Origin of the sequence: Kingella pumchi (assembly GCF_022288825.1) — a bacterium.
GTDB classification, from domain to species: Bacteria; Pseudomonadota; Gammaproteobacteria; order Burkholderiales; family Neisseriaceae; genus Kingella_D; species Kingella_D pumchi.
Map to the genome: position 1 here is coordinate 1 of NZ_JAKOOW010000002.1, position 22,685 is coordinate 22,685.

The window sequence follows — 22,685 nt, forward strand, 5'->3', positions numbered from 1 at the left end:
ACGACAGCCTGAATGGGTTTTTAGACTGCCGTTACCGCCACCGGTTTCTCCGCCTGAGCGCTCGCCGGGGCTTTTGCCCTGCCCGATGGCGGTCTCGGCTACGGCCATCAGAATGCCGCGGCGACGGTTGAAAACAATTTTATGGCAGTGTTTGTTCATGGTAGGGCTCCATGAATTAAAAAAGCAACTATATTGCTATTGCATGAAAGAATTACTTGGGTAAAAACAAGCAAAAAATGTGCCAAGGAGTGGACTAAAAAATCTCCTTAGACACTTTATTTTGGGGGCGGTTTGCAGATACCGGCTGGCTGTCGTGTTTTCTTTTACCTACGGTGCAGCACGCGTAGATCTGTAAACTGCCCCCAACTCTCGCCAATGTTGGTTTTGACAACATCGGCTGCCTGTTGAAACCAAAAAAGCAGCCTGAAAAACCGTGCGCTCGGTTTTTCAGGCTGCTTTTACTGCGAAAACCCGTTTTCAGGCTGCTCCGGCCATCTGTACGGCAGCAAGGCGGCCGCCGGGGCCGGACTGGAGCAGCAGTTGCGCGCCTTCGGTCAGCAGGACTTTTTCACCGGGCGGGACGGGGGTTTTGGCGACGGCATCATACAGGGTATCGAGCCGCTCGTTTACCAGCCACCACTGCCCCTGGTGTTCGACGAAATAGGCGACGCGGCGGGCGTCTTCGGGTTTGAGCCGTTCGTTGGGGAAGATGTTGCGGTCGGCGTGCCAGGCAAACAGCGACTGGCCGCTATAGACCATGATGCGGTGGTTGTCGGGGCGGTATTTGCCGTCGGGGTCTTGCGAATAAAGGTTCAGTACCGGCAGGCTGCCGCGGTGGGGCGTGCCGCAAAACGGGCATTGGGGCTGGACGCGGTTGTCGAAGGGATAGTATTTCTGGCCGCATTCGGCATTGGCGCAGGGCTGCAGCAGATCGACGGTTTTGACCAGCGCCTGCTCCCATTCGTCGGCCGACGGGCGCTCGGCGGGGCGGTGCAGGCCGTCGATAAAGGCGCGCTCGAACAGGGCGGCCAGATAGGGGCCGCAAACGGTATAGGGCACGGCATCGGTGTCTTTCCACGGCAGTTCGTGCGGCTTGAGATGCTCGCTACGGATGCGGTTGGACGCATCGGTGGGGTGTTCGACAAACAGCGCGGCGGCGCCCATCATCAGTTCTTCGTCGCGCTGGCTGTCGTCGGCATCGTGGACTTTGTCGCCGCGCAGCGGGTGGCGGTAGAGCAGATACATATAGATTAAAACGGCCAGCGCGTGCAAATCGGTGCTGCGCGAGGGCAGCTTGCGGGCAGGGTCGTTTTTGTCAAGATGGGCGGTTTCGACGACTTCGGGGGCGATAAAGTCGGGCGTGCCGACGACGGTGGGCGGATGTTTGCCGGGTACCACCAGGCCGTCGATGTCGATTAGGCTGGCCTGGCCGGTGGTGGGGTCGATCAGGCAGTTTTTGTAGCCCAAATCGCTGTGCGAAAGCCCGGCCATGTGCATGCGGCGCACAGCGCGGGCGAGCATGATGCAGACTTTCAGGTGCATCATCCAGTTGCCCAATTCGCGCGGGTCGAGAAACTTGCTGCGGTTGGCGGCGCTGGCGAACCATTTGCCGTCTTTTTCCTTGCCTTTGATGCCGAGCATATCGTTGTTGCGGCTGCCGTGTTCAAAGAAAAAGCACGGGCGGTAAAACGGCGCGACCACGCCCAGCCGCCCCTGCCATTCGACCACCGCCGTCGGCCAGCAGTAAAGGTTTTGCAGGTAGCTGCCGCCTTCCTGGCCGAAAATGCGCTCGCGGTAGGCGCCGGTAATCATTTCCAGCCGCTCGCGGGTGTCGGCATCGGCTTCGCGGCGGTAAAAGGCGACGACATAGCCGCCGTCGGGCGAGAAATAAACGTCTTTCATGCCTCCCTGCGCTTTGATTTCGTTGTAAAAGCGCACGGTTTGGCCGTTGCCGGCGGTAAGGGTAACGATTTCGGACATGGGTCTCTTTCAAAAAACGGCTTTCAGGCAGCCTGAAAAACAGAAACGGCAGCTTTCAGGCTGCTTTGAGCATTACCAGAAAATTCTGCAAATCGTCCGGCAGCGGCGCTTCGAGCGCGAGCGGCTCGCCGCTTAAGGGGTGGCGCAGCTTCAGGCGGGCGGCGTGAAGGAACATCCGCCGCAGGCCGATTTTGGGCAGGCGGCGGTTGGCCCGGTAGTCGCCGTAGCGCTCGTCGCCGGCAATCGGGCAGTTTTGCGACTGCATGTGGACGCGGATCTGATGGGTGCGGCCGGTTTTCAGCGTGGCTTCGACCAAACTCAGCTGCGAGATGCCGATTTGGTGCAGCACGCTGCCGCCGTAGTGTTCGAGCAGCCTGAAAACGGTGTGGGCGCTTTGGCCGTCTGCCGAGACGCGCACCATTTTTTCGCCCTGCGCGCCGGTGTATTTGAGCAGCGGCTCGCGCACATGGCGGTTTTCAGGCTGCCAAGTGCCGACGCCCAGCGCCAGATAGCTTTTTTCCGGTTCGCCGGCGCGGATGGCTTCGTGCAGTTTGACCAGGGCGCTGCGTTTTTTGGCAATCATCAACAGGCCGCTGGTGTCTTTGTCGAGCCGGTGGACGAGTTCGAGATAGCGCGCTTCGGGGCGGGCGCGGCGGATTTGTTCGATCACGCCGAAGCTGACGCCGCTGCCGCCGTGCACGGCGACGCCTGCGGGTTTGTCGATAACCAACAGGGCGTCGTCTTCAAAAACAATCTCGAATTCGCGCGGCGGCGGGGCAGCCTGAAAACCGTTTTTCAGGCTGCCTGCGGGGGCGGCGGTGCGGATGGGGGGGACGCGGATGATGTCGTGTTCGGCGGTGCGCTGCTCGGGCTTGGCGCGTTTTTTGTTTACGCGCACTTCGCCGGCGCGGATGATGCGGTGGATGTGGCTTTTGGGTACGCCTTTTAGGATTTTGACCAGATAGTTGTCGAGCCGCTGGCCGGCTTCTTCGCTGCCGACGGTCAGATGGCTGACCGAATCTTTGCTAATCGTAGGCATTTTCTCTATAATCGCTGGCTGTGCCCGCCGCAATCTGCAATGAGCGGCGGCGCGCGGTTTTTCAGGCTGCCTTCCCGCCGAAAATGCATTGTCGAAAAGAGAAAATCCTGTTCGGACAAGCCGGAAAACCTTAATCGAAACGGCGGGCGGCAGTCTATTTTAATTGAAAACGGCACCCCGCAAAGCAATTCCTTCGTCCGGCACCACACAGCCTTGCCGGATGAAACCGTAATTAAGTTTAAACGGCAGCGGCCGCAAAACAGCGCGTCAGACGCGGCGCCGACACCGCCGCGCAGCCTGCATCCCCGCTGCCCATCCCAAATACAAGAAAGACGACGGCTGTCTCAGAATCTGTTGCCGCCCCGAATGCGGCCGGCAGACACAGTTTCTTATTTTCAGGCTGCCTGCCAGACCCATCCGGCACAGCCCCATTGCAAAATCGATCTTTATTTCTCTCTCTTGTTCCCCGGCTGCCGCGTGCAGCGCGGGGTATTGCGTTTAAAAACTGATTACTGCGACATTCTTTCGGGCGCCGCACTCGCAAAAAGGTGCAAACCCATGAAACGCATGCTGTTTAACGCCCGCCATTCGGAAGAATTGCGCGTGGCCATCGTTGACGGCCAAACCCTGCTCGACCTGGACATTGAAACCCTGGGCAAAGAGCAGCGCAAAGGCAATATCTACAAGGGTGTCATCACCCGCATCGAACCCTCGCTGGAAGCCTGCTTCGTCGATTACGGTACCGACCGCCACGGCTTTCTGCCCTTCAAAGAAGTCTCCCGCGCCTATTTCCAAGACTACGAAGGCGGCAAAGCCCGCATCCAAGACGTGCTCAAAGAGGGCATGCAGGTCATCGTGCAGGTGGAAAAAGACGAACGCGGCAACAAAGGCGCGGCGCTCACCACCTTTATCTCGCTGGCCGGCCGCTATCTGGTGCTGATGCCCAACAACCCGCGCGGCGGCGGCGTCTCCCGCCGCATCGAAGGCGACGAGCGCGCCGAACTCAAAGCCGCAATGGCCGAACTCGAAGTGCCGCGCGGCATGAGCCTGATTGCCCGCACCGCCGGCATCGGCCGCAGCGTGGAAGAATTACAGTGGGATTTCAACTACCTGCTGCAACTGTGGCAGGCCATCGAAGAAGCCGCCGCCGCCCACAGCAAGCCCTATCTGCTGTTTATGGAAAGCTCGCTGCTGATCCGCGCCATCCGCGACTACTACCGCCCCGACATCGGCGAAATCCTGGTCGACAACCGCGAAGTTTACGAGCAGGTATTCGAGTTTATGAGCTACGTGATGCCCGCCAATCTCGGCCGACTCAAGCTCTACGAAGACCACACCCCGCTGTTTTCCCGCCTGCAGATCGAGCAGCAGATCGAAACCGCCTTTTCCCGCTCGGTAAACCTGCCCGGCGGCGGCGCCATCGTTATCGACCACACCGAAGCGCTGGTGTCCATCGACGTCAACTCCGCCCGCGCCACCCGCGGTGCCGACATCGAAGAGACCGCCTTCAAAACCAATATGGAAGCCGCCGAAGAAGTCGCCCGCCAGATGCGCCTGCGCGACTTGGGCGGACTGGTGGTCATTGACTTTATCGACATGGAAGACCCCAAGCACCAGCGCGAAGTCGAAAACACCCTGCGCGACGCCCTGAAAAAAGACCGCGCCCGCGTGCAGATGGGCAAACTTTCCAAATTCGGCCTGCTCGAACTTTCCCGCCAGCGGCTCAAACCCGCGCTCGGCGAGTCCAGCCACGTCGCCTGCCCGCGCTGCGCCGGCACCGGCGTCATCCGCAGCATCGAATCCACCGCCCTGCACGTTTTGCGCCTGATTCAGGATGCCGCCATGAAAGACAACACCGGCGAAGTGCACGTGCAGGTGCCGGTTGATGTCGCCACCTTCCTGCTCAACGAAAAACGCGCCGAACTCTTCGGCATGGAAGAGCGGCTGGACGTTTCCGTTTTCCTGATTCCCAACACCGGCCTGGAAAACCCGCACTACGAAATCGCCCGCGTGCGCACTGACGACGTGGACGACGATGCCGAACCCAGCTACAAGCGTGTCAGCCAGCCTGAAAACGGCGACAGCGTGCCCTTTGCCGGCAAGAAAAGCGAAAAAGCCGCCCGCCCCGAACCCGCCGTCAAAGGCCTCAAGCACGCCTCGCCGGCACCGGTGGCCAAGCCCTCGCTGCTGGGCAGCCTGAAAAACTGGCTGGGCAGCCTGTTCGGCGGCAGCGCCAAAGCAGACAAACCCGCCGCCAAGAGCGACAAGCCTCAGGCCGCGCGCCAGCGTCCCAACCGCCGCAGCAAACCACGCAGCGCCGAAAGCGAAAACCCCAAGCAAAAAGTTGAAAAAGCCGAAGCTAAAGGCGACGAGCGTGCCGACAACAAACGCGACACCGCCAAAGCCGACAGCCGCGACAACGCACGCAGCCAGCAGCCCAAAGCGCCGCGCCAAGAGCGCCAGCCCAAGGCCGAACGCCAAAACGAGCGCCAGCAGAACGAGCGTGCGCCCAAAGCCGACGTCCAAGCCGCGCCGCCGGCCACCAAGCAGCCTGAAAATGCTGCAGCGGAAACCGCCGCTGCAGACAACGGCAAAACCGGCGGCAAGGAAGGCAAAAACCGCAACAAAAACCGCGGCGGCAAACAAAAACCGCTGGTGGTGCATCTGGGCGGCCAGGAAAACGCCGAAGCCCCGCGCCAGCGCAAAGAACGCAACGACAAGCGCCGCCACATTCCGTCGGCCGCCAAAGTCGAGCAGTATTTCGATGTCGCCGAAGCCGCGCTGCTGGTACAGCAGGCTGCCGCCCATGTGCTCGGCCTGACCCCGCCGCCGGCAGCGCAGCCTGAAACGTCCGCCGCCGATAATGCCGCCAACGACGAAAACGTGTGGATTGCCGACAGCGCCGAGCGCGTGCAGCAGGCCGTAGCCGCGGTATTGGACGGCGACGCTGCCGTTCAGGCTGCCGCCGATAGCGAAAAGCAGCCTGAAAACGCAGGCAGCCTGAATGCGGCAAACGCCGATGCACCAACGCCCGCAGCCGCTTCCGAGCCTGCCGCAGCAAGCGTAAGCGCCGTAACCGCCGCCGTGCAAGCGCCGTCTGCCGCTGCCGCCGTGCCCGCTGCCAAAGCCGCCGCCGGCAGCAACGACAGCAGTTACGACCGCCAGAGCATTGCCCGTCTGGCCGCCACGCTGGATTTGGGCGGACTGCAGCTGGTCGAAACCCAGGTCGGCGCGTTGATTGCCGCTGCCGCCCGTCTCGAACCGCCGCCCGCTCCCCGTCTGCGCCGCAGCGATCTGCCGCCGGCCGCGCCGGTGGTGCCGCAGGGCGAAATGATACAGGTGGAAACGCTGGCAGCCTGAAAACGGCTGCCGGACAGCGGGCGGCGTGCCGCCCGCTTTGCATTTGCCGCCGCCGAAAACCCCAAAGCAGCCTGAAAACCCAAAACAGACCGTTTGCCACGGATACGCGGGCAGCCTGAAAACCTAAAAGCAACCTGCTTTCAAGGGATGCGTAGGGTGCGCACCGCGCACCAAACGGCTGCCGACACGGTTAAAGGTGCGCGGTGCTCACCCTACAAAGGCAGCCTGAAAGCCCAAAGCAGCAGCCATAGGCCGGATTCCCGCATCCGGTCTTCCCGCTCAAAGCCGCACACCGTTTTTCAGGCTACCTGCGCCGTCTCTTTCCCATTACCCTTTGCCGCGAGTGAAATATGAACACCACCACCCAAACCACCCCGCTCGACACCCTGATTGTGCATTGGGCGTGGGACATTCTTTATCCGCTCAACGGGCAGAAGCAGTTTGTCGGCCAGCACGGTTTCGAGCACGCCGGCACCGCCAAGCTGATCGGGGCGGAAGACTGGTTCGACGAAGAGCAGGACGAATTCGACCCAGTGGCTGCCCGCCGCCGCCTGAAGGAAAGCTACCGCCAATGGCAGGAAAACCACCGTTTTGAAGACGTGTGGCAGCAGGGCATTTCGGACACGCTGCGCGGCAATCTGGCGCAGTGGGAACAGCGCTTCGGCTTTTCCGACACCGATTGCCGCGTGCTGGCTTTTTCCATTTTGCTGCACACCCGTGCCGATCTGGCGCGCGCCTGCACGCTGCTGGGCGAGATGAACGACTCCGCCGTCTATGCCGCGCTCGCCGCGCTGCTGCGCCTGCCGGAAAGCGACATCGCCGATGCGCTGGCGCCGCGCGGCCGGCTGGCGTCCATCGGGCTGGTCAGTCTCGACCACGACGACGAGTTCTACCTGCGCAGCAAAATCGACCTGCTCTCCCACCGTTTTGCCGAACTGATGGTGTCGCTGCCGGTTACCCCCGCCGAAATTCTCAAGCAGCACATTCAAGTCGCGCCGCAAACCGAGCTGGCGTTGGATGATTTTGCCCATCTGGGCGTGCTGGTGCCGGCGGCAAAAAACCATCTGGCGCACGCTTTCGAGCATCAGGCGCGCGGCTGCAACATCCTGATTCACGGCGTGGCCGGCACCGGCAAAACCGAGTTCACCCGCTCCCTGTCCAAAGCGCTGGACGTCGAACTCTACGAAATCTCGTGGACGGGCAACAACGACGACCGCCCCGCCGACCGCTTCGACCGCATGAACGCCCTGCGCATGGCGCAAAACATTCTCGCCGGTCAGCGCACCATGCTGATGTTCGACGAAATCGAAGACTTGTTTGACCGCGGCCAGAGCCATTTCAGCCTCAACAAAGCCTGGCTCAACCGCATGCTCGAAAACAACGCCGTGCCGATGGTGTGGGTGTGCAACAACGTTTCGCTGATGGACCCGTCCGCCGTGCGCCGCTTCGATATCGTCATCGAAATGAAAGCGCCGCCCGCCACCCGCCGCGCCGACATGATCGCCGGCTATGCCGAGTCTTTTTTGCCCAAGTCCAAAATCCGCAGCCTGGCCGAGCACGAAGCGCTGGTGCCGGCGCTGCTGAAAAAAGCCCACAAGGTTACCGAGCACGCCGCCGCCAGCTGGGACAAGGAACAAAAAGGCGAGCTGTTTCAAAAACTGCTGCACAACACCCTCAAAGCGCAGGGCAACATCCACGCCCTCGACAGCGGCGCCCGCCTGCCCGACCTTTACGACATCCGCTGGATCAACAGCCGCCAGGACGTCGATGCCCTCGGCGCCGGCATCGCCCGCGCCGGCCGCGGCACCCTGTGCCTGTACGGCCCGCCCGGCACCGGCAAAAGCGCCTACGCCGCCTGGCTGGCCGAGCAGTCCGGCCGCCGCATGATTTACAAGCGCGGCTCCGATCTGCTGTCCAAATACGTCGGCGAAACCGAAGCGCTGATCGCCCAAGCCTTCGACGAAGCCCGCAGCGAAGAAGCGGTGCTGCTGTTCGACGAAGTGGACGGCTTTTTGCAGGACCGCCGCTCGGCGCGGCAAAACTGGGAAGTGACCCAGGTAAACGAAATGCTCACCCAGATGGAAAACTACCCCGGCATTTTTGTCGCCACCACCAATCTGATGGCCAATCTCGACCAAGCCGCGCTGCGCCGCTTCGATTTCAAAATCGAGTTTTCCCACCTGCGCCACGACCAAGCCTGGCAGCTCTTTGAAGCCCACTGCGCCGCGCTGGGGCTGGACTGCCCCGACAGCCTGAAAGCCGAGCTGTCGCGCATCCGCCAGCTCGCCCCGGGCGATTTTGCCACCGCCGCCCGCCAGGCGCGCATCATTCCCTTTGCCGATGCCGCCGCGCTGCTCGAAGCTATCCGCCGCGAATGCAGCCTGAAAGAAGGCAGCCAGAGCGCGATGGGCTTTGTGTAAGCCTTGCGCCCTTACCGTTGGCCAACCCGATAGCAAATATTTTCAGGCTGCCCGATTCCGTATCAGGCAGCCTGAAAATCCAATCCCGCCACATTTTGCGGCAGCAAACCACACCCGAAAGCAGCCTGAAACCGCATCGGCGCCTTTCAGGCTGCCTGCCCCTTGCCGTATCGCCAAGCAGCCTGAAAACCGTTTTCAGGCTGCTTGGGTTGCGCAATGTTAGAATCCGCCCCTTTATCCACCTCAGCCCAACCCTTTCCCATGCACACAGCCCAAAACGATTCCCCTGCCGAACACGAATACCACGCCGACCACCCCGACTTCCCCGCCAAAACCATCGTTGCCACATTATTTATCGGCGCGTTTTTCGGTTATCTCAACGACACGCTGCTCAATGTCGCGCTCACGCCGAAGGAGCAGCCAGTGCGTTGCAGGTAGAGAATGGCACGAGACATCGTACAAGTCCACCTGGCGTGGCGCGGTGCTATACGTTTACGGGCACTTTCCAGCAGGGGAAGGAGAGGCGCAAATTGCTCGCGACTGATATCGCTTGGGTAGGTTTTTCTGTTCATACCGATAGTTTACAGCAGAGGCTGAGATAATGAACACGTTCTCAGGCTGCCTTTCGGCTTAAAGCAGCTTGGCTAATTGCGCCAGCCCTTGGGTTGCTTCCGTAAGTTCTGCAAAGTGGGCGCATTGCCAAATTTTGGCCCGCTTGGCCTGTGCCACCGACGGCATCACCCAAGGTGCGTAAACCCGAAACGCGCGTTTTCCCCCTATGGATTTCTCAGAAAAAATATCTTTTTCGGCCAGCAGCCGGCATGGGAAAACGAACACGCCGAAGCGCGGATGTTCGTCTGCCAGGACAATCACCTTATCAATGCCGTCGTCGCGGTCAAACGGCGCGATTTCGCCGGACATTGCCGGGCGTTTCCAAAGCACGACAAATTGGCCGATTTTTTTGGGCGTGTGTTTGGCCTGACGAAACAAACAGGTTTGTCCGTCCATTTCAAAACGAACCGCGCCGTATTCGGCGCTTTCTTTTTCCCGTTCGATGTTTGCAGTGGTTTTGCCCAAAGGCTTTAAGAATTGTTCCTGAAACAGGTTGAACGAATCGGGCAGGCTGCCCTGCGATGGGTCGGCATACCAAGATGCGCCCGTTGGGTTGTTCGGTGTCATGTTCATCTCTTTGAAAATTAGGGGATTGGGCAGCCTGAAAAGGGGGATGGGCTACCTGAAAAGCGCGTGCGTTCCGCGCCCATCCTGCCTGTGCCGGCTGCGCTTGCTGAAAGCGATGGGGGCGATTTATGCGCGACTTCGGCGTGAACAAAACCACGGTGCAGTGGCTGACCACCGGTTTTTTGCTGGTGATGGGTGCGTTTACGCCGATTACGGCGGGGGTGATCCAATGGCTGGACACGCGCCGCATGGTGCTTTTGACGCAGGCGGTGTTTTTAACCGGCTCGCTGGTATGCGCCTTTGCGCGGACTTTCGGCGTACTGGTGGCCGGGCGGATGGTGCAGGCGGTGTCGGCGGCGTTTTTCGTGCCGCTGTTGTTTAACGGTATTTTGTCGATTTACCCGCCCGAGCGGCGCGGCACGGCGATGGGCATGATTACCATGATGTTCACCGCCGCGCCGGCGATGGGACCGACGCTCTCGGGCATCATCATCGACCACACCCATTGGCGCGTGCTGTTTGGCTTTACCGCGCCGTTTATGCTGGCGGCGATGGCGCTGGTGGCGAAGTTTTTAACGGTGAACCTGAGCCGGATTACCCGCCCGAAAATCGACGCGCTCTCGGCGGTATTGTCGATAACGGGCTTCGGCGCGCTGGTGTACGCCAGCAGCAATTTCGCCGCGCTGCCGTGGGAGCGTTTTGTGCTGCTTTCTGCCGCTTCGCTGGTGCTGATTGCCTGGTTTGCCCGCCGCCAGTTTCATCTGGCCACGCCGCTGTTGAACCTGCGCGCTTTCGGCTATGCGCAGTTTCGTTACAGCGTGGTGATACTGGCGGGCGCGGTGTTTTTGTTTTTGGGGCTGGAACTGATGATGCCGATGTACACCCAGCAGGTGCTGCTGCTCACCGGCACCGCCACCGGCCTGATTCTGCTGCCCGCCAGCATCGCGCAGGCCGCCGCCGCGCCGCTGTTTGGCCGTCTGCTCGACAAAAAAGGCGGGCGTTTTGTCGTATTGCCCGCCACCGTGATGATGGTGGTGTCGCTCTCGGTGATGTGGCTGTTTTTGCGGCTCGACACGCAAACCGCCGTGCTCTCGGCGATGTTTGCCCTGATGGCGGTGTCCGTGTCCGGCTGCGTTACCGGCGAAACTCTCGGCCTGAACGCCCTGCCCAAGCAGCTCAACCCGCACGGCGCGGCGATTATGACCACCATCAACCCGATTGCGGGCGCGGTGGGCGCAGCGTTTTTCGTCGGCGCCACCAATATTGGCGAACAGCTCTCATCCGCCGCCACGCCGCAGGCCAAAATGCTCGACGGCATCCACCTGGCCATGGGCTGCGCCCTGGCCGTAGCGGCGACACTGGTGTTTTTCGCCGCGAAACTGCGCTCGCATAAGGCAGCCTGAAACATATCAGCCAGCGCATCCCCTCTCCCGCTTGCGGGGGAGGGCTAGGGTGGGGCGGTTGCCGCTGGGGAAATTTTTACGGGACAACGGCAGCGGTAAACGCAGTTTTGCAAACTGCCACCCCCTCCCCAACCCTACCCCGCACTGGGGCGCAGGGGAGGGAGCAAGGCGCGCAACGGTTTCAGGCAGCCTGAAAGCCCCAAAGCAGCCTGAAAGCCCCCAAAAGGCCGTCTGAAAAGCAAAAAGACTTTTCAGACGGCCTTTGCACGGCACGGACGGCGTGTGCGGGCGGCCTATTATTTTTCAGGCTGCTTGGCCGCTGCGGCATTCAGGCGGTCCAACGCGGCCTGCGCTTGGGCTTTGATGCTATTATCGTCCGTCGCTTCCATGGCTTTTTGATACCACTCGGCGGCAGCGGCGCGGTCGGGCGCGGTGCCCCTGCCCTGCTCATAGATCCGTCCGATGGCCAGTTTGGCCAGGGCAGCGGTTTCGTCGCCGTGCCGGCTGGCGGCGCGGTACCAGCGCATGGCCCGAACGGGGTCGGGCGCGGTGCCGGCGCCGTTGTCGTAGCAGGCGGCAAGCCAGAATTCGGAGGCCGTGTCGCCTTGTTCGGCGGCGGCTTTAAAGTGAATAAAGGCTTGCTCGTGGTTTTTCTGCGCGTAGTTGCTGAGATAAATGCGGCCGAGATAGCCTTCGGCCCGTGCATCCCCCAGCGCGGCAGCCTGCTGAAACAACGGCAGCGCGGCGGGGTAGTTGTTGCCCCGATAGTGGTTAAGGCCTTGTTTGAACAGGGCGTGGGACTGCTCGCGCCGACTGCTAGTTTGCGCCTTGGCAGACGCATCTTGCGGCGCACTATCAGGTGCGGCGCAGGCGACAAGCAGGGCGGCAAGGGCGATGGACGGAATACGGGTCATGGCAATCTTTCGTGATGGGTTTGGCAAAGGGCGGATTGTACGGGGAAACGGGTAACGGGCGCACCGTACCGCCGCATGCTTTTCAGGCTGCCTGTACTGTCCGGCAGGCAGGGGCGATTCCCCTAATATCTCAAAATATCGAGACTATGTATTCCAAACCATAAATTTCTAGTTTTCATTCTATGATTTCGCATAAAGCGAAAATCTGCTTTCAGGCAGCCTGAAAATATCTTATTTATTTTTTCAAAAACTTAAAACCATTCTTCCGCACTCAATCCGCACCTGGCACTCGGATTCCTATATGCCAGGCACGGCAGGCAAATGCCGGTGGGATTACATTGATAATCTCCGGGTCGCGGGTTCGAGTCCCGCCCTTGCGCCACGGCGCGAAGGTGGCTCAGCCGCTTAGAGCAAGAGCCAATCCCACCAAACATTGCTGCCTTGCCGTCTCTATTTTTCAGGCTGCCTATCCGGCAAAGAAAGGAAACCATCATGATCATCTGGCAAGCCCTAGCTGCCGCGTTTTTGTTTCTCGTGGCGTACGCTCTCATCTCCGCCAAACGCGAAAACAAACGCCAAGAACACATCCGCATCCAAGCGCTGCCCGCCGCGCAGGATGCCGTTAGGATTTATCCCAAGATGCGTTACCAAATCAAAATGTCGGACGGGCAAGTGTTTGACAACGTTTTCATCATCGGCCAAATCCGCGGCGAAGATAACCCCTTCGGCGGCTGGGACGGCTTATTCGTGCTGCGCCTTGCCAACAAACGCCGCGCTTTTGTACGTCAAGGCAGCGTGCGCTATATTTTGGAAACAACACCGGCATAAGTTATTTTATTGATTTTTAATATATTAAATAAAAGCAGGTGCATTCGTACCGCTTGCAAATAATCCGATACACGGGCGCGCTGGCACTGAAGGGAGCGCCGCTGCCAAAAATGTTTAAGTACAGCTAGGCAGTCTGTGTAACAGCAGGTAGGGCGGATAGAACCGCTTGGTTTGAAGTAGGTCTGTCGGCACGGTTGAGGATGCAGGTTCGCAGCTCCGATGACGGGTTGCAACTGGCGCGCGTTTCCAACGGCAGGCTTGGCTTGGGGTAATGCCCAAGTTGCCCTATTGATGCGGGTTCGAATCCCGTCGCGTCCACCATTTTTTCAGGCTGCTTTGGTACAGATGGAAAAGCAGCCTGAAAACCACAAACCCCGAAAGCCCGCCATGACCGACACCAACCAACTCACCGCCCTAATCGAAGAAGCCTACCGTCTGTTCGCCCCCTGCCGCGCCGATTTCCCACTGGCCGTCTGCACCTGCGACTGCTGCTCACCCGCAGACTTCCAGCGCGAACTACTGCGCTTTCCCCTGCGCGACATTCCCGAAGACTATCTGCAGGCCTACCTCGGCAGCGTCCCATTGGACGACGAAGCAGCTACTGCCCGCGACATGAAACACTTTCTGCCACGCATTCTCGAAGCCATCGTGCGCGGCGAAGACATCCGCAGCTTGGAAGAAATGCAGCTCGACAAACTCCGCTGCGACCTGCCCGAAGTTTGGTCGGCTGCCGAATTGGACTTTATGCACCGCTTCGCCTGCGCCTGGTTTGTGCGACAACTCACCGCCGCACCCGACTACGGCAACCCCGCCGCCGCACTCGTCATGTTCCACCACGCCGGTTTGGACATTACCGCCGAACTGCTCGACATCTGGACGCAGCACGCCGACCGCCTGCCCGCGCTGGCCGACTTTGTCGAAACGTGGACGGCGCTGCCCGTCGGCAGCAAAAAATGGCGGCAGGATTTCTACCTGTCCGCCAGCCGCCGCCAAGACCCCGCCGTTTTCAACCAAGCCTTTGCGCAATGGTTTGAAAACCCCGCCACCCGCACCGCCTTCCATGCGGCCCTTGAAACCGCGCTGCTGGCAGGAAACGTTTCCGCCGACGAAGTGCCGCTGTGGGAATGCTGTTACGACGATTTGGGGCGCAAGGCTACCTGAAACCTTTGCGAAACCTAAAATAAAACAAGAAATAGTTAAATCATCGTCACTCCCGCGTAGGCGGGAATCTTGGTTGAACTTAAACAGTAGGTTGTTTTTTCAAAAATTTTTGAACATTAAACAAGATTCCCGCCTGCGCGGGAGTGACGGTATTTAATGACGGTATTGATTGTTTTTAGGCCGCCTGAAAGCCCAAAAGCAGCCTGAAACACCCATCCCAGCGCAACCTTGCTCCCTCCCCTGCGCCCCAAGCGCGGGGGAGGGTTGGGGTGGGGGTGGCAGTTCGCAGAACTGCGTTTGCCGCTACCGTTACCCTGAAAAGTTTCCGCAGCAGCCACCGCCCCCACCCTAGCCCCCCCGCTTTGGCGGGAGAGGGAACACGGCAGCCGATACCTTTCAGGCTGCTTTCAAAGCAGCCTGAAACCCCACAAACCCAAACCCAATTCAAAAGGACTAAAAATGCAAACCCAAACTTTCCTGTTGTTACGCGGCCATCAAGGCTCGGGCAAATCGACTTTTGCCGCGCAGAAAACCGCCGAGTTTCTCGCGCAGTATCCCGACGGCGAAGTCGTGCGCATCGAAAACGATTTGCTGCTTACCGACGAAAACGGCGTGTACCGCTGGTCGCCCGAAGCCTTGGACAAAGCGCAGCGGCGCGGCCAGGCGGCGATGCGCGATGCCTTTAGGCGCGGCCAGTCCGAGCGAGCGCGGCCGATGCTGGTGCTCAATTCCAACACCAACCAGAAATCGTCCGCCTGCATCGCCATGATGCAGATGGCAAAGAAACACGGCTTTGCCGTAGAAGTGTGCCGCCTGCACAATTTCTTTGACAACGCACACGGTGTGGGCGAAACCGACACGCTGGCCGCCTATCTGAAGCTGAACCAAAACCGCCTGCGCGAAGAAGTCCACATCCCCGCCGTGCAGCCGATGTCCGCCGCGCAGGCCGCGCTGTTGGCGCAGATGGAACGCTTTACCTGCGATGCGCTGCCCTTTGACGAAGCGCGGCAAACCTTCGTTACCGCCGAGTATCTCGCCCTCGGCCGGCGCAACTTCACCGCCAAAACCTCGCGCCGCCACCCCGGATTGCGCGTGCTCAAATACGCCCGCAGCGTGTTCTACGACAACCGCTTCGACGACGCGCTCTTGGAAATGCGCGGCATGGTGATCGACGAGCACAACCACATCATCGTTCGCCCGTTTAAAAAAGTGTTCAACTACTCCGAACGCACGGCAAAAAACAGCAAATACCCGCTGAAAATGGACGACGCGCAACGCGTGGATGCCGTGGTCAAAATCAACGGTTTTCTCGGCTGCTGCACCCACGTGCGCCTGCCTGAAGGCCATCCCAGCCGCGGCGCGGCCTTCGACAACACCACGCTTTATTCCACCACCGGCTCGCTCGACAGCGCCTTTGCCGATATGGTGCAAAGCCATTGCGCGCAGTACGAAGACCTGTTTACCGCCCACCCAAACCACACTTTTCTGTTTGAAATCACAGACGAAAGCGACCCGCACATTATCCGCGAGCTGCTTGGCGAAACCCTGATTGGCGTGATTGACGTGGCCACCGGCCGCCAGTTTGCCGAAGCCGAACTCGACCGCCTGGCCGCCGCCCACAACATCCGCCGCCCCGCCACCCTGCGCGGCCTGAGTTTCGGCGAGCTGAAAACCCTGCTGCAAACGGTGGAACACGAAGGCTTTATGGTGTTCGACGCCGCCACGCAGCAAATGCTGTTCAAGCTCAAATCGCCCTATTATCTGGTGTCCAAACTGCTCGGCCGCAGCAACGAAACCAACCTCGCCGCCAAGCTCGACAAACGCCGCATCGACGAAGAGTTCTACCCGCTGATCGACCATATCCGCGAGCGGCAGGACGAATTCAATGCGCTGGACGAGCAGCAGAAAATCGCCTTTGTGCAGGCGTTTTTGCGGGAGTTGTAGGCAGCCTGAAAAGGCAAAAGCAGCCTGAAACCGCAAATCGGGTTTTCAGGCTGCCTTCGGAAGCGGACAAAAATCTTTTAACTAACGGGCGTTCTTGTCTTCTTTCAGAATGTCGGGGCTGATTTGGTAGTGCGCCGCTTCGCGCAGGATTTCGGGTTTGACGATGCCTTTGAGCTTGGCAAGCGGGATATAGGCGGCGGGGCGGCCGAGCAGGTAGGGGCCGATTTCGTAGCTTTGGAACTCAAACATCAGCCCGCCTTTGGCAAAGCGCCAGTTGTCGGTGCCTTTGAAGTTTTTGCCGTTGTAATCGTCAAGCGAGCGGATGGCATCCTGAAGTGATGAGAAATCGTCGCTGTGTCCTTTCAGCAAACCTTCGGCAGTCGCCGTTTTTTGCAGCTTGACGAGCTTGGCGTGGCCGCCGGGCAGCAGGATGTCTTTGAGTGCCAGCGCTTTGGGCTTGGCCGTGCCGCGTTTGACCACCGACCAAGTGTGCGTGCCGTTGCCGTGCGGGCCGCAGTGGTAGCCCCAGTCTTCCTCACCGAAGACGGCGTAATTCGGTGTCTGCCCTTCCAATTGGAGCGCGTGGATAACGCTCAGATGGCAAGCGGAGTCGTCTTTTTCCCGCTCTTTGTTGTCCTTGTTGACTTCCGCTACTTCTTCGTTTTTCAGCCAAAAGGCTTTAAGCGCTTTGGGCGAGAGATTATCGGTGCCTACGGCCTTCTGCATCTGGCGCCGCGCCCACACATCGAGCGCCTTGTCGCCGGTTTGCGGGTAGGCAACTTCCAGCTCGTGGCAGTCCGTCCGATCGGGCAAGCTGCTTTTGACGCAGTTGGCCTTTACCGTGGTGGAGACGGTTTTAAACGACAAAGGGGCGGCCTGAACGCCGGCGGCAGCCAGCAGGCTTAGCAAAAACAGGGATTTGGCAGACATGATTTTCCTTTAAAACAAAACGGATAACAAAACGCCGACGCGCGTGCCGCCAAGCTGCGCCAGCGTAAGGCAAAATATTCCGGACAACAAGCGTCAAGCAGCCTGAAAACTTTTCAGGCTGCCTTCGGAAACGGATCGAATCCTGTTAGCGGGCGTTTTTATTCTCTTTCAAGATGCGGGGATTGATTTGGTAGCGCGCCGCTTCGCGCAGGATTTCGGGTTTGACAATACCGTTCAAATCCTTAGCCGGAATATAGATTTCAGGCGTGCCGATGACGTAGGCGCCGATTTCGTAGCTTTGGAAGAAGAAAACCAGGCCGCCTTTGGCAAAACGCCAGTTGTCTGTTCCTTTGAAACCTTCCTTATTGTATCCGTTTGCATAGTCAAGGGCTTCTTTGGCAGATGGAAAATACTTTTTCATCAGATATTTTACATAACCGTTTTTCTGCAACTGTACCAGTTTGTCCTTTTTACCGGGCAGCAGAATATCTTGCAGCGGCACAGGCTGGGGATTGGCGGTACCGCGTTTGAGCACCGACAAAGTATGCGTGCCGTTGCCGTGCACGCCGCAGGTGTATTCCCAAACTTCTTCGCCGAATACGGCATAGTTGGGCGTCTGCCCTTCCAGCTCCATGCTCCGGACATAGCTTAAATAGCAGGGGCTCTTGCGCCGCTCCCGATTCATTTTATTGGTTTCGCGCAGCACTTCGTCTTTTGCCAAAAAAGCTTTGAGCGCCGGTGCCGACAGATTATGGGTACCGACGGATTTTTTCACCGCCTGCAATGCCCACGCATCCAGCGCCTTGTCGCCGGTTTTGGGATAGGAAACCGTCAGCTGGTGGCAGGTCGGATTTTTACTTTTGTTGCAATCGGCCGTTACCGTAAGCATTGTGTTCTTATAGGACAACGGGGCAGCCTGAACACCGGCAGCGGCCAGCAAACCCAGCAGCAATAAGAATTTGGCGGACATAATGACTCCTTTAAAACAAACGAATAAAACCGAATACCCGAAACGCCTGGCAACTACTGCCGCCAGCCACATCATCGTAAGGTGGAACGGCAAAACAGACAATCCTACCGTTTCGTCCCATCCAAAAGCAGCCTGAAAGCCTTTTCAGGCTGCCCCGCAAACCCGAACACCAAGAAAGACCAAGCAAAATGCCCAATATCTACTTCACATCCGATTTGCATTTTTCCCACGCCAATATCGCCCGCTTCTGCCCGCAGTTTCGCGCCCAGGACGGCACCGACGCGCTCAACGAACAAATCATCCGCGTGTGGAACGACACCGTGTCGCCCGACGACATTGTGTATAACCTCGGCGATTTGAGTTTCGCCCGCGACGTACAGACCGTCAGCCGCCATCTCGAGCGGCTCAACGGCGAGCACCATCTGGTTTTCGGCAACCACGACGGCATCATCCGCGCCCATCTCGATCATTTTCTCAACACCCCCAAATACGACGGCCGTCCGCTGCTTGCCTCGGCGCAGGACTATCTCAAAGTCAGACTGCCCGAGAGCGGCCAAACCGCCGTGCTGTTCCACTACCCGATCAGCGAATGGGAAGGCTGCCACAAAGGCTGGTACCATCTCTACGGCCACCTGCACGACCGTCTCGCCGCCATCCCCGGCCGCGCGCTCAACGTCGGCTACGACCTGCACGGCCGCCTGCTCGCTGCCGAAGACGTCGAACGCTTTCTCGCCGCGCTGCCCAAAACCGACCACCACGGCGAGAAAAAAACCATGCCCGATACCGTTGACGCGGCACGGGAATATGTTGCCCGCAGTTTGAAGCAGTTGAACGCGTGAACCGACGGCAAAAGCAGCCTGAAAGCACCATTGTGGTTTTCAGGCTGCTTTTGCCGTCTTTTTTTGCCTTTCAGGCTGCCCGACTGCGACAAATCTTGCTACATTCGCCCCCGCCTTTTCAGACTGCCGGCCGCCCAGGCAGCCTGAAACCGTTTTCCGCCATTCACCGAGACTTGCCATGAATACCGCTGCCCCCAGCCCCTACGCCCCGCCGCCGAATACCGACCTGCCGGAAACCGCGCCGCCCCCGCCGGCACCGCGTCTGCGGCGCATCGGCGCCTGTCTTTTCAATTACGCGCTGTTTATGCTGGTATGGCTGCCGGTGCTGATTACGCTGGAACCGAAGTGGCGCTCGCTGACGCTGGCCATGCTGGTGTGGAATCCCTACACCCCGCCGCCGGTGCTCAGTCTGGCATACTATGCGGAAGAAGGCACCACCGCCGTCCTGAGTATGGTGTTGCTGGCGCTGCTGCTGGTGGTGCAGGTAGCGCTGCTGGCGGTGCGCGGGCAGTCGCTGGGCAAAATGCTGTTCGGCCTGAAAATCGTCGGTGCCAACGGCGAGCGCGCGGGCTTCTGGCGGCTGGTGGTGGTGCGCGAAGCGGGCTTTTATCTCTGCCTGCTGCTGGCTTCCCGCCTGCCGCTGCTGTTTTTCTCGTCCTGGGAATCTGAGCTTGACCAAACGCGCTATGTGCGGCCGCTGCTGCTGGCGCTGTGCCTGCTGATGCTGTGCGTCGGCAGCCGTCGCACGCTGCAGGATATGCTGGCGGGCACGGCGGTGGCCGATGCGCGGCCGCCGCGTTAAGGCAGCCTGAAAACGCCGGCGCGCAAAAAAGCAGCCTGAAAACCGGATGGGCGGTTTTCAGGCTGCTTTTGCCGTATGGGCAGGTGTTTTCGGCTTTCAGGCTGCCTGCGCCGTCAAACAGCCGCTTTCAGTTCGCCGACCAAGGCGGCAACGGCCTCGGCTTCGCGGCCGGGATTGGCTTCGATTTCGCGCACGATGCGGCTGCCGACAATCACGGCATCGGCCACGGCGGCGATTTTCGCGGCAGACGCGGCGTCGCTGATGCCGAAGCCGACGCCGATGGGGATGCGGATGTGGCGGCGCAGCACGGCGAGTTTTTCGGCAACGGCGGCGGTATCGAGCTCGGCCGAGCCGGTTACGCCTTTGAGCGAAACGTAATAGACAAAACCGCCGGCGCGCTGGGCGATTTGGGCGATGCGCTCTTCGCCGGTGGTGGGAGCGACCAGAAAAATGCAGTCCAGACCCGCCGCCTGCAATGCCTGCTGCAGCGGCTCGATAGTTTCCACCGGGCTGTCCACGGTCAGCACGCCGTCCACGCCGGCTTCGGCGGCGACGCGGGCAAAGGTTTCGTAACCCATTTTGTGCACGGGATTGAGATAGCCCATCAGCACCACCGGCGTGTTTTGGTTCGTTTCGCGGAAGCGGCGCACGATGGCGAGCACGTCGTTCAGCGACACGCCCTGCGCAAGCGCGCGTTCGGCGGCGCGCTGGATGGTGGGGCCGTCGGCCATCGGGTCGGAAAAGGGCACGCCCAGCTCGATGATGTCGGCACCGGCCTTGGCCATGCCGTGCATCAGCGCCAGCGTGGTGTCGGGATCGGGATCGCCGGCGGTAACGTAGGGAATCAGCGCCTTGCGGCCGTTAAGGGCTTGGAAAACGGTTTGGATGCGGCTCATGCTGCGTTCTGCTTTCTGAAAAACGGGGTGGTTTCTGAAAAACGGGGTGGTCGGTAAAAATCGGCAAAGGCCGCCATTATATAGCGAATGGCGGCCGCCAGCCGCAGGCGGCAGGCACTTTCAGGCTGCTTTTTCGGCGCAGGCAGCCTGAAAACCGCAGCGCATAAGGGCGGGCAAAGGCGGCGGGCTTAACACGGCTTTACCCTTGGCCGGCGGCGGCATCGGTTACAATGCCCGCCGTTTTTTGCCCTTTATGCCGCGCAACGGCTCGGGAATTTGTTTGGAGAACCGCATGAACTACCGTTATCTGCTGCTTTCAGGCTGCCTTGTCCTGCTGGCCGCCTGTAGCGTGCCGCAAGCACAAAAACCGTCCGAATGGCAGGCCGAACGCAGCCTGAAAACCTTTGCCGCCAGCGGCCGCATGGGCGTGAAAGTGAAAGAAAAAGGCAGCTACGCCCATTTTGACTGGACGCTGGAAAACGGCGTTGAAACCGTCGATGTCAACACCCCGCTGGGCAGTACCGTCGGCCAGCTGTGCCGCGACGACTTGGGCGTGCTGGCGGTGGACAGCAAAGGCCAAAAGTTTGAAGCAGCCACGCCCGACGAATTGAGCGAGCAGCTGTTAGGCTACCGTCTGCCCATCGCCCATCTGGCGGTGTGGGCGAACGGCGAATGGGCAAACGGCCTGCCGCACCGCATCGAAACCGACGGCACGCTGGTGCAGGCCGGCTGGCGCATCCGCCGCAGCCTGAACGAAGACGGCAGCCCGCGCGTGCTGGTGCTGGACAACGGCCAGCTCAACCTGCGGCTGGTATTCAGCGACAGCAGCCGCGAACACGGCCGCGCCGACACACAAGGCCGCTGCCGCGCCCGCAGCAGCTGATCAGGTTTTTAGGCTGCCTGCAGTCGCAACAAGGCAGCCTGAAAACCCGATCGCCGTCCGTTTAATCTCCAACAGCCTTTCAGGCTGCCCCAAACCGCAGGCAGCCTGAAACCGGCCAAACACCCATCCCGAACGCTATGCCCAGCTATCCCGCCCCCGCCAAACTCAATCTCGATTTACGCATCACCGGCCGCCGCGCCGACGGCTATCACGAGTTGGAAAGCATCTTCACCCTGATCGATTTGCAAGACACGCTTGACATCGAGCCGCGCGATGATGGCCGCATCGTGCTGCACACGCCGCTCTCCGACGTGCCGCCCGAGCAGGATTTGTGCGTACGCGCGGCGCGGGCGCTGCAAAACTTTTCAGGCTGCCTTAAGGGCGCGGACATCCGTGTTGAAAAACGCATCCCGACCGGCGGCGGCCTCGGCGGCGGCAGCTCCGATGCGGCCACCGTGCTGATGGTGCTCAACCGCCTGTGGGATTTGAACCTGCCGTCAAACACGCTGCAAAAAATCGGCCTGACGCTGGGCGCGGACGTGCCGTTTTTCCTGTTCGGCCAAAGCGCTTTTGCCCGCGGCATCGGCGAAATCCTCACGCCGCTGGCGCTGCCGCCGCAGTGGTATGTGCTGGTGCGGCCGAACGTGCACGTTGCCACGCCCAAAGTGTTCGCCCATCCCGACCTGCCGCGCGACAGCACCCCTTGCGCCGCGCCGTCTTTTGCCGCGCTGCAGCCGTTTCGCAACGATATGCAGGCGGTGGTGCTGGCCGAATATCCGCCGGTGGCTGCCGCCTTCAGGCTGCTGCAGGATTACGGCAACCCGCGCATGACCGGCTCGGGCGCCTGCCTGTTTTTAGCTTTCGACAATGCGGCCGAAGCTGAAGCGGTGCTCAGCCGCCTGCCCGAAACGCTGGAAAGCTGGTGCGTGGCGGGCTTGGCCGAACACCCGCTGCGTTTTCAGGCTGCCTGAAAAAAGCGGCGGCCAAACGGCAAAGCAGCCTTGACAGCCCGGCCAAAAGCAAACATAATCCGCCCCCTTTAACGGGTCTGCTTTTTGCAGGCGCGAAGTTGGGGATTCGCCAAGTTGGTTAAGGCACCGGATTTTGATTCCGGCATTCGTAGGTTCGAATCCTACA

The 22,685-nt window shown here is 60.0% G+C and carries 18 protein-coding genes and 2 pseudogenes; 11 read left to right on the top strand and 9 right to left on the bottom strand.

Translation table 11 applies throughout. From position 1 onward, the window contains the following. The 3 genes from MB824_RS11695 to MB824_RS00745 form a co-directional block, all read right to left on the bottom strand. Positions 1 to 159 (bottom strand): ESPR domain-containing protein (locus MB824_RS11695; protein WP_407659207.1); only part of this gene is annotated, 159 nt, incomplete at its 3' end. A 318-nt stretch (positions 160 to 477) separates the two neighbouring features. Further along, positions 478 to 1,980, bottom strand: a complete 1,503-nt coding sequence (locus MB824_RS00740; protein ID WP_238744996.1) for a helix-hairpin-helix domain-containing protein — start codon at positions 1,978 to 1,980, stop codon at positions 478 to 480. A gap of 55 nt (positions 1,981 to 2,035) precedes the next feature. Then, the gene (locus MB824_RS00745) at positions 2,036 to 3,019 is read right to left on the bottom strand and encodes an RluA family pseudouridine synthase (RefSeq protein ID WP_238744998.1); all 984 of its coding nucleotides are present in this window, start codon (positions 3,017 to 3,019) and stop codon (positions 2,036 to 2,038) included. Between the two features lie 558 nt (positions 3,020 to 3,577). Here MB824_RS00745 and MB824_RS00750 point away from each other — a divergent pair. From MB824_RS00750 to MB824_RS00760, 3 genes and pseudogenes are all read left to right on the top strand, one after another. Next, positions 3,578 to 6,379 carry an Rne/Rng family ribonuclease gene (locus MB824_RS00750; protein ID WP_238744999.1) on the top strand — a complete coding sequence of 934 codons (2,802 nt, stop codon included), beginning with the start codon at positions 3,578 to 3,580 and terminating at the stop codon, positions 6,377 to 6,379. 350 nt (positions 6,380 to 6,729) lie between these two features. Next, positions 6,730 to 8,799 carry an AAA family ATPase gene (locus tag MB824_RS00755; RefSeq protein WP_238745001.1) on the top strand — a complete coding sequence of 690 codons (2,070 nt, stop codon included), beginning with the start codon at positions 6,730 to 6,732 and terminating at the stop codon, positions 8,797 to 8,799. Positions 8,800 to 9,060: 261 nt separating this feature from the next. Then, positions 9,061 to 9,210 (top strand): annotated as a pseudogene (locus MB824_RS00760) (MFS transporter); the annotation flags it as partial. On the opposite strand, the pseudogene MB824_RS00765 reads toward MB824_RS00760, so the two are convergent. Next, positions 9,210 to 9,371, bottom strand: a pseudogene (locus tag MB824_RS00765) (IS5/IS1182 family transposase); the annotation flags it as partial. The pseudogenes MB824_RS00760 and MB824_RS00765 overlap by 1 nt on opposite strands. Positions 9,372 to 9,429: 58 nt before the next feature. Then, a complete protein-coding gene (locus MB824_RS00770; RefSeq protein ID WP_238745003.1) occupies positions 9,430 to 9,876 on the bottom strand; it encodes a MepB family protein in 447 nt (148 codons plus the stop codon). A 230-nt stretch (positions 9,877 to 10,106) separates the two neighbouring features. On the opposite strand from MB824_RS00770, the gene MB824_RS00775 reads away from it, so the two are divergent. Beyond that, on the top strand, positions 10,107 to 11,381 hold the full coding sequence (locus tag MB824_RS00775; RefSeq protein ID WP_238745005.1) for an MFS transporter: 1,275 nt from the start codon (positions 10,107 to 10,109) through the stop codon (positions 11,379 to 11,381). 296 nt (positions 11,382 to 11,677) lie between these two features. Here the strand turns inward: MB824_RS00775 and MB824_RS00780 are convergent, their stop codons facing one another. Then, complete coding sequence (locus MB824_RS00780) at positions 11,678 to 12,295, bottom strand: tetratricopeptide repeat protein (RefSeq protein ID WP_238745007.1); 618 nt, start codon at positions 12,293 to 12,295, stop codon at positions 11,678 to 11,680. Positions 12,296 to 12,787: 492 nt separating this feature from the next. Here MB824_RS00780 and MB824_RS00785 point away from each other — a divergent pair, with 492 nt between their 5' ends. The 3 genes from MB824_RS00785 to MB824_RS00795 all read left to right on the top strand — a co-directional run bounded on the left by MB824_RS00785 (position 12,788) and on the right by MB824_RS00795 (position 16,228). Further along, entirely contained in the window at positions 12,788 to 13,123 is a 336-nt protein-coding gene (locus MB824_RS00785; RefSeq protein ID WP_238745009.1) for a hypothetical protein, read from the top strand. Positions 13,124 to 13,510: 387 nt separating this feature from the next. Further along, on the top strand, positions 13,511 to 14,284 hold the full coding sequence (locus tag MB824_RS00790; protein ID WP_238745011.1) for a hypothetical protein: 774 nt from the start codon (positions 13,511 to 13,513) through the stop codon (positions 14,282 to 14,284). Positions 14,285 to 14,743: 459 nt separating this feature from the next. Beyond that, the gene (locus MB824_RS00795) at positions 14,744 to 16,228 is read left to right on the top strand and encodes an RNA ligase (RefSeq protein WP_238745013.1); all 1,485 of its coding nucleotides are present in this window, start codon (positions 14,744 to 14,746) and stop codon (positions 16,226 to 16,228) included. A gap of 81 nt (positions 16,229 to 16,309) precedes the next feature. Here MB824_RS00795 and MB824_RS00800 read toward each other — a convergent pair whose 3' ends face one another. Then, positions 16,310 to 17,158, bottom strand: coding sequence for an RsiV family protein (locus tag MB824_RS00800; protein WP_238745015.1), 849 nt, complete (start codon positions 17,156 to 17,158; stop codon positions 16,310 to 16,312). 145 nt (positions 17,159 to 17,303) lie between these two features. Then, complete coding sequence (locus tag MB824_RS00805) at positions 17,304 to 18,128, bottom strand: RsiV family protein (RefSeq protein ID WP_238745017.1); 825 nt, start codon at positions 18,126 to 18,128, stop codon at positions 17,304 to 17,306. 188 nt (positions 18,129 to 18,316) lie between these two features. Here MB824_RS00805 and MB824_RS00810 point away from each other — a divergent pair, with 188 nt between their 5' ends. After that, a complete protein-coding gene (locus tag MB824_RS00810; RefSeq protein ID WP_238745019.1) occupies positions 18,317 to 18,967 on the top strand; it encodes a metallophosphoesterase in 651 nt (216 codons plus the stop codon). A 178-nt stretch (positions 18,968 to 19,145) separates the two neighbouring features. Then, a complete protein-coding gene (locus MB824_RS00815; protein ID WP_238745021.1) occupies positions 19,146 to 19,769 on the top strand; it encodes an RDD family protein in 624 nt (207 codons plus the stop codon). Between the two features lie 113 nt (positions 19,770 to 19,882). Here the strand turns inward: MB824_RS00815 and trpA are convergent, their stop codons facing one another. Next, positions 19,883 to 20,665 carry a tryptophan synthase subunit alpha gene (gene trpA, locus MB824_RS00820; protein ID WP_238745023.1) on the bottom strand — a complete coding sequence of 261 codons (783 nt, stop codon included), beginning with the start codon at positions 20,663 to 20,665 and terminating at the stop codon, positions 19,883 to 19,885. Positions 20,666 to 20,957: 292 nt separating this feature from the next. On the opposite strand from trpA, the gene MB824_RS00825 reads away from it, so the two are divergent. Continuing rightward, positions 20,958 to 21,548: an outer membrane lipoprotein LolB gene (locus tag MB824_RS00825; protein WP_238745025.1), complete on the top strand. Its 591-nt coding sequence runs from the start codon at positions 20,958 to 20,960 to the stop codon at positions 21,546 to 21,548. Positions 21,549 to 21,685: 137 nt separating this feature from the next. Beyond that, positions 21,686 to 22,519, top strand: a complete 834-nt coding sequence (gene ispE / locus MB824_RS00830) for a 4-(cytidine 5'-diphospho)-2-C-methyl-D-erythritol kinase (RefSeq protein WP_238745027.1) — start codon at positions 21,686 to 21,688, stop codon at positions 22,517 to 22,519. Positions 22,520 to 22,685: the final 166 nt, after the last annotated feature.

Bases quoted from the DNA above. Each gene is read 5' to 3' on its own strand.
- MB824_RS00805 (WP_238745017.1), bottom strand. From the start codon at position 18,128: ATGTCCGCCAAATTCTTATTGCTGCTGGGTTTGCTGGCCGCTGCCGGT.
- MB824_RS00750 (WP_238744999.1), top strand. From the start codon at position 3,578: ATGAAACGCATGCTGTTTAACGCCCGCCATTCGGAAGAATTGCGCGTG.
- MB824_RS00815 (WP_238745021.1), top strand. From the start codon at position 19,146: ATGAATACCGCTGCCCCCAGCCCCTACGCCCCGCCGCCGAATACCGAC.
- MB824_RS00785 (WP_238745009.1), top strand. From the start codon at position 12,788: ATGATCATCTGGCAAGCCCTAGCTGCCGCGTTTTTGTTTCTCGTGGCG.
- trpA (WP_238745023.1), bottom strand. From the start codon at position 20,665: ATGAGCCGCATCCAAACCGTTTTCCAAGCCCTTAACGGCCGCAAGGCG.
- ispE (WP_238745027.1), top strand. From the start codon at position 21,686: ATGCCCAGCTATCCCGCCCCCGCCAAACTCAATCTCGATTTACGCATC.
- MB824_RS00775 (WP_238745005.1), top strand. From the start codon at position 10,107: ATGCGCGACTTCGGCGTGAACAAAACCACGGTGCAGTGGCTGACCACC.
- MB824_RS00740 (WP_238744996.1), bottom strand. From the start codon at position 1,980: ATGTCCGAAATCGTTACCCTTACCGCCGGCAACGGCCAAACCGTGCGC.
- MB824_RS00755 (WP_238745001.1), top strand. From the start codon at position 6,730: ATGAACACCACCACCCAAACCACCCCGCTCGACACCCTGATTGTGCAT.
- MB824_RS00790 (WP_238745011.1), top strand. From the start codon at position 13,511: ATGACCGACACCAACCAACTCACCGCCCTAATCGAAGAAGCCTACCGT.
- MB824_RS00800 (WP_238745015.1), bottom strand. From the start codon at position 17,158: ATGTCTGCCAAATCCCTGTTTTTGCTAAGCCTGCTGGCTGCCGCCGGC.
- MB824_RS00745 (WP_238744998.1), bottom strand. From the start codon at position 3,019: ATGCCTACGATTAGCAAAGATTCGGTCAGCCATCTGACCGTCGGCAGC.
- MB824_RS00825 (WP_238745025.1), top strand. From the start codon at position 20,958: ATGAACTACCGTTATCTGCTGCTTTCAGGCTGCCTTGTCCTGCTGGCC.
- MB824_RS00810 (WP_238745019.1), top strand. From the start codon at position 18,317: ATGCCCAATATCTACTTCACATCCGATTTGCATTTTTCCCACGCCAAT.
- MB824_RS00780 (WP_238745007.1), bottom strand. From the start codon at position 12,295: ATGACCCGTATTCCGTCCATCGCCCTTGCCGCCCTGCTTGTCGCCTGC.
- MB824_RS00795 (WP_238745013.1), top strand. From the start codon at position 14,744: ATGCAAACCCAAACTTTCCTGTTGTTACGCGGCCATCAAGGCTCGGGC.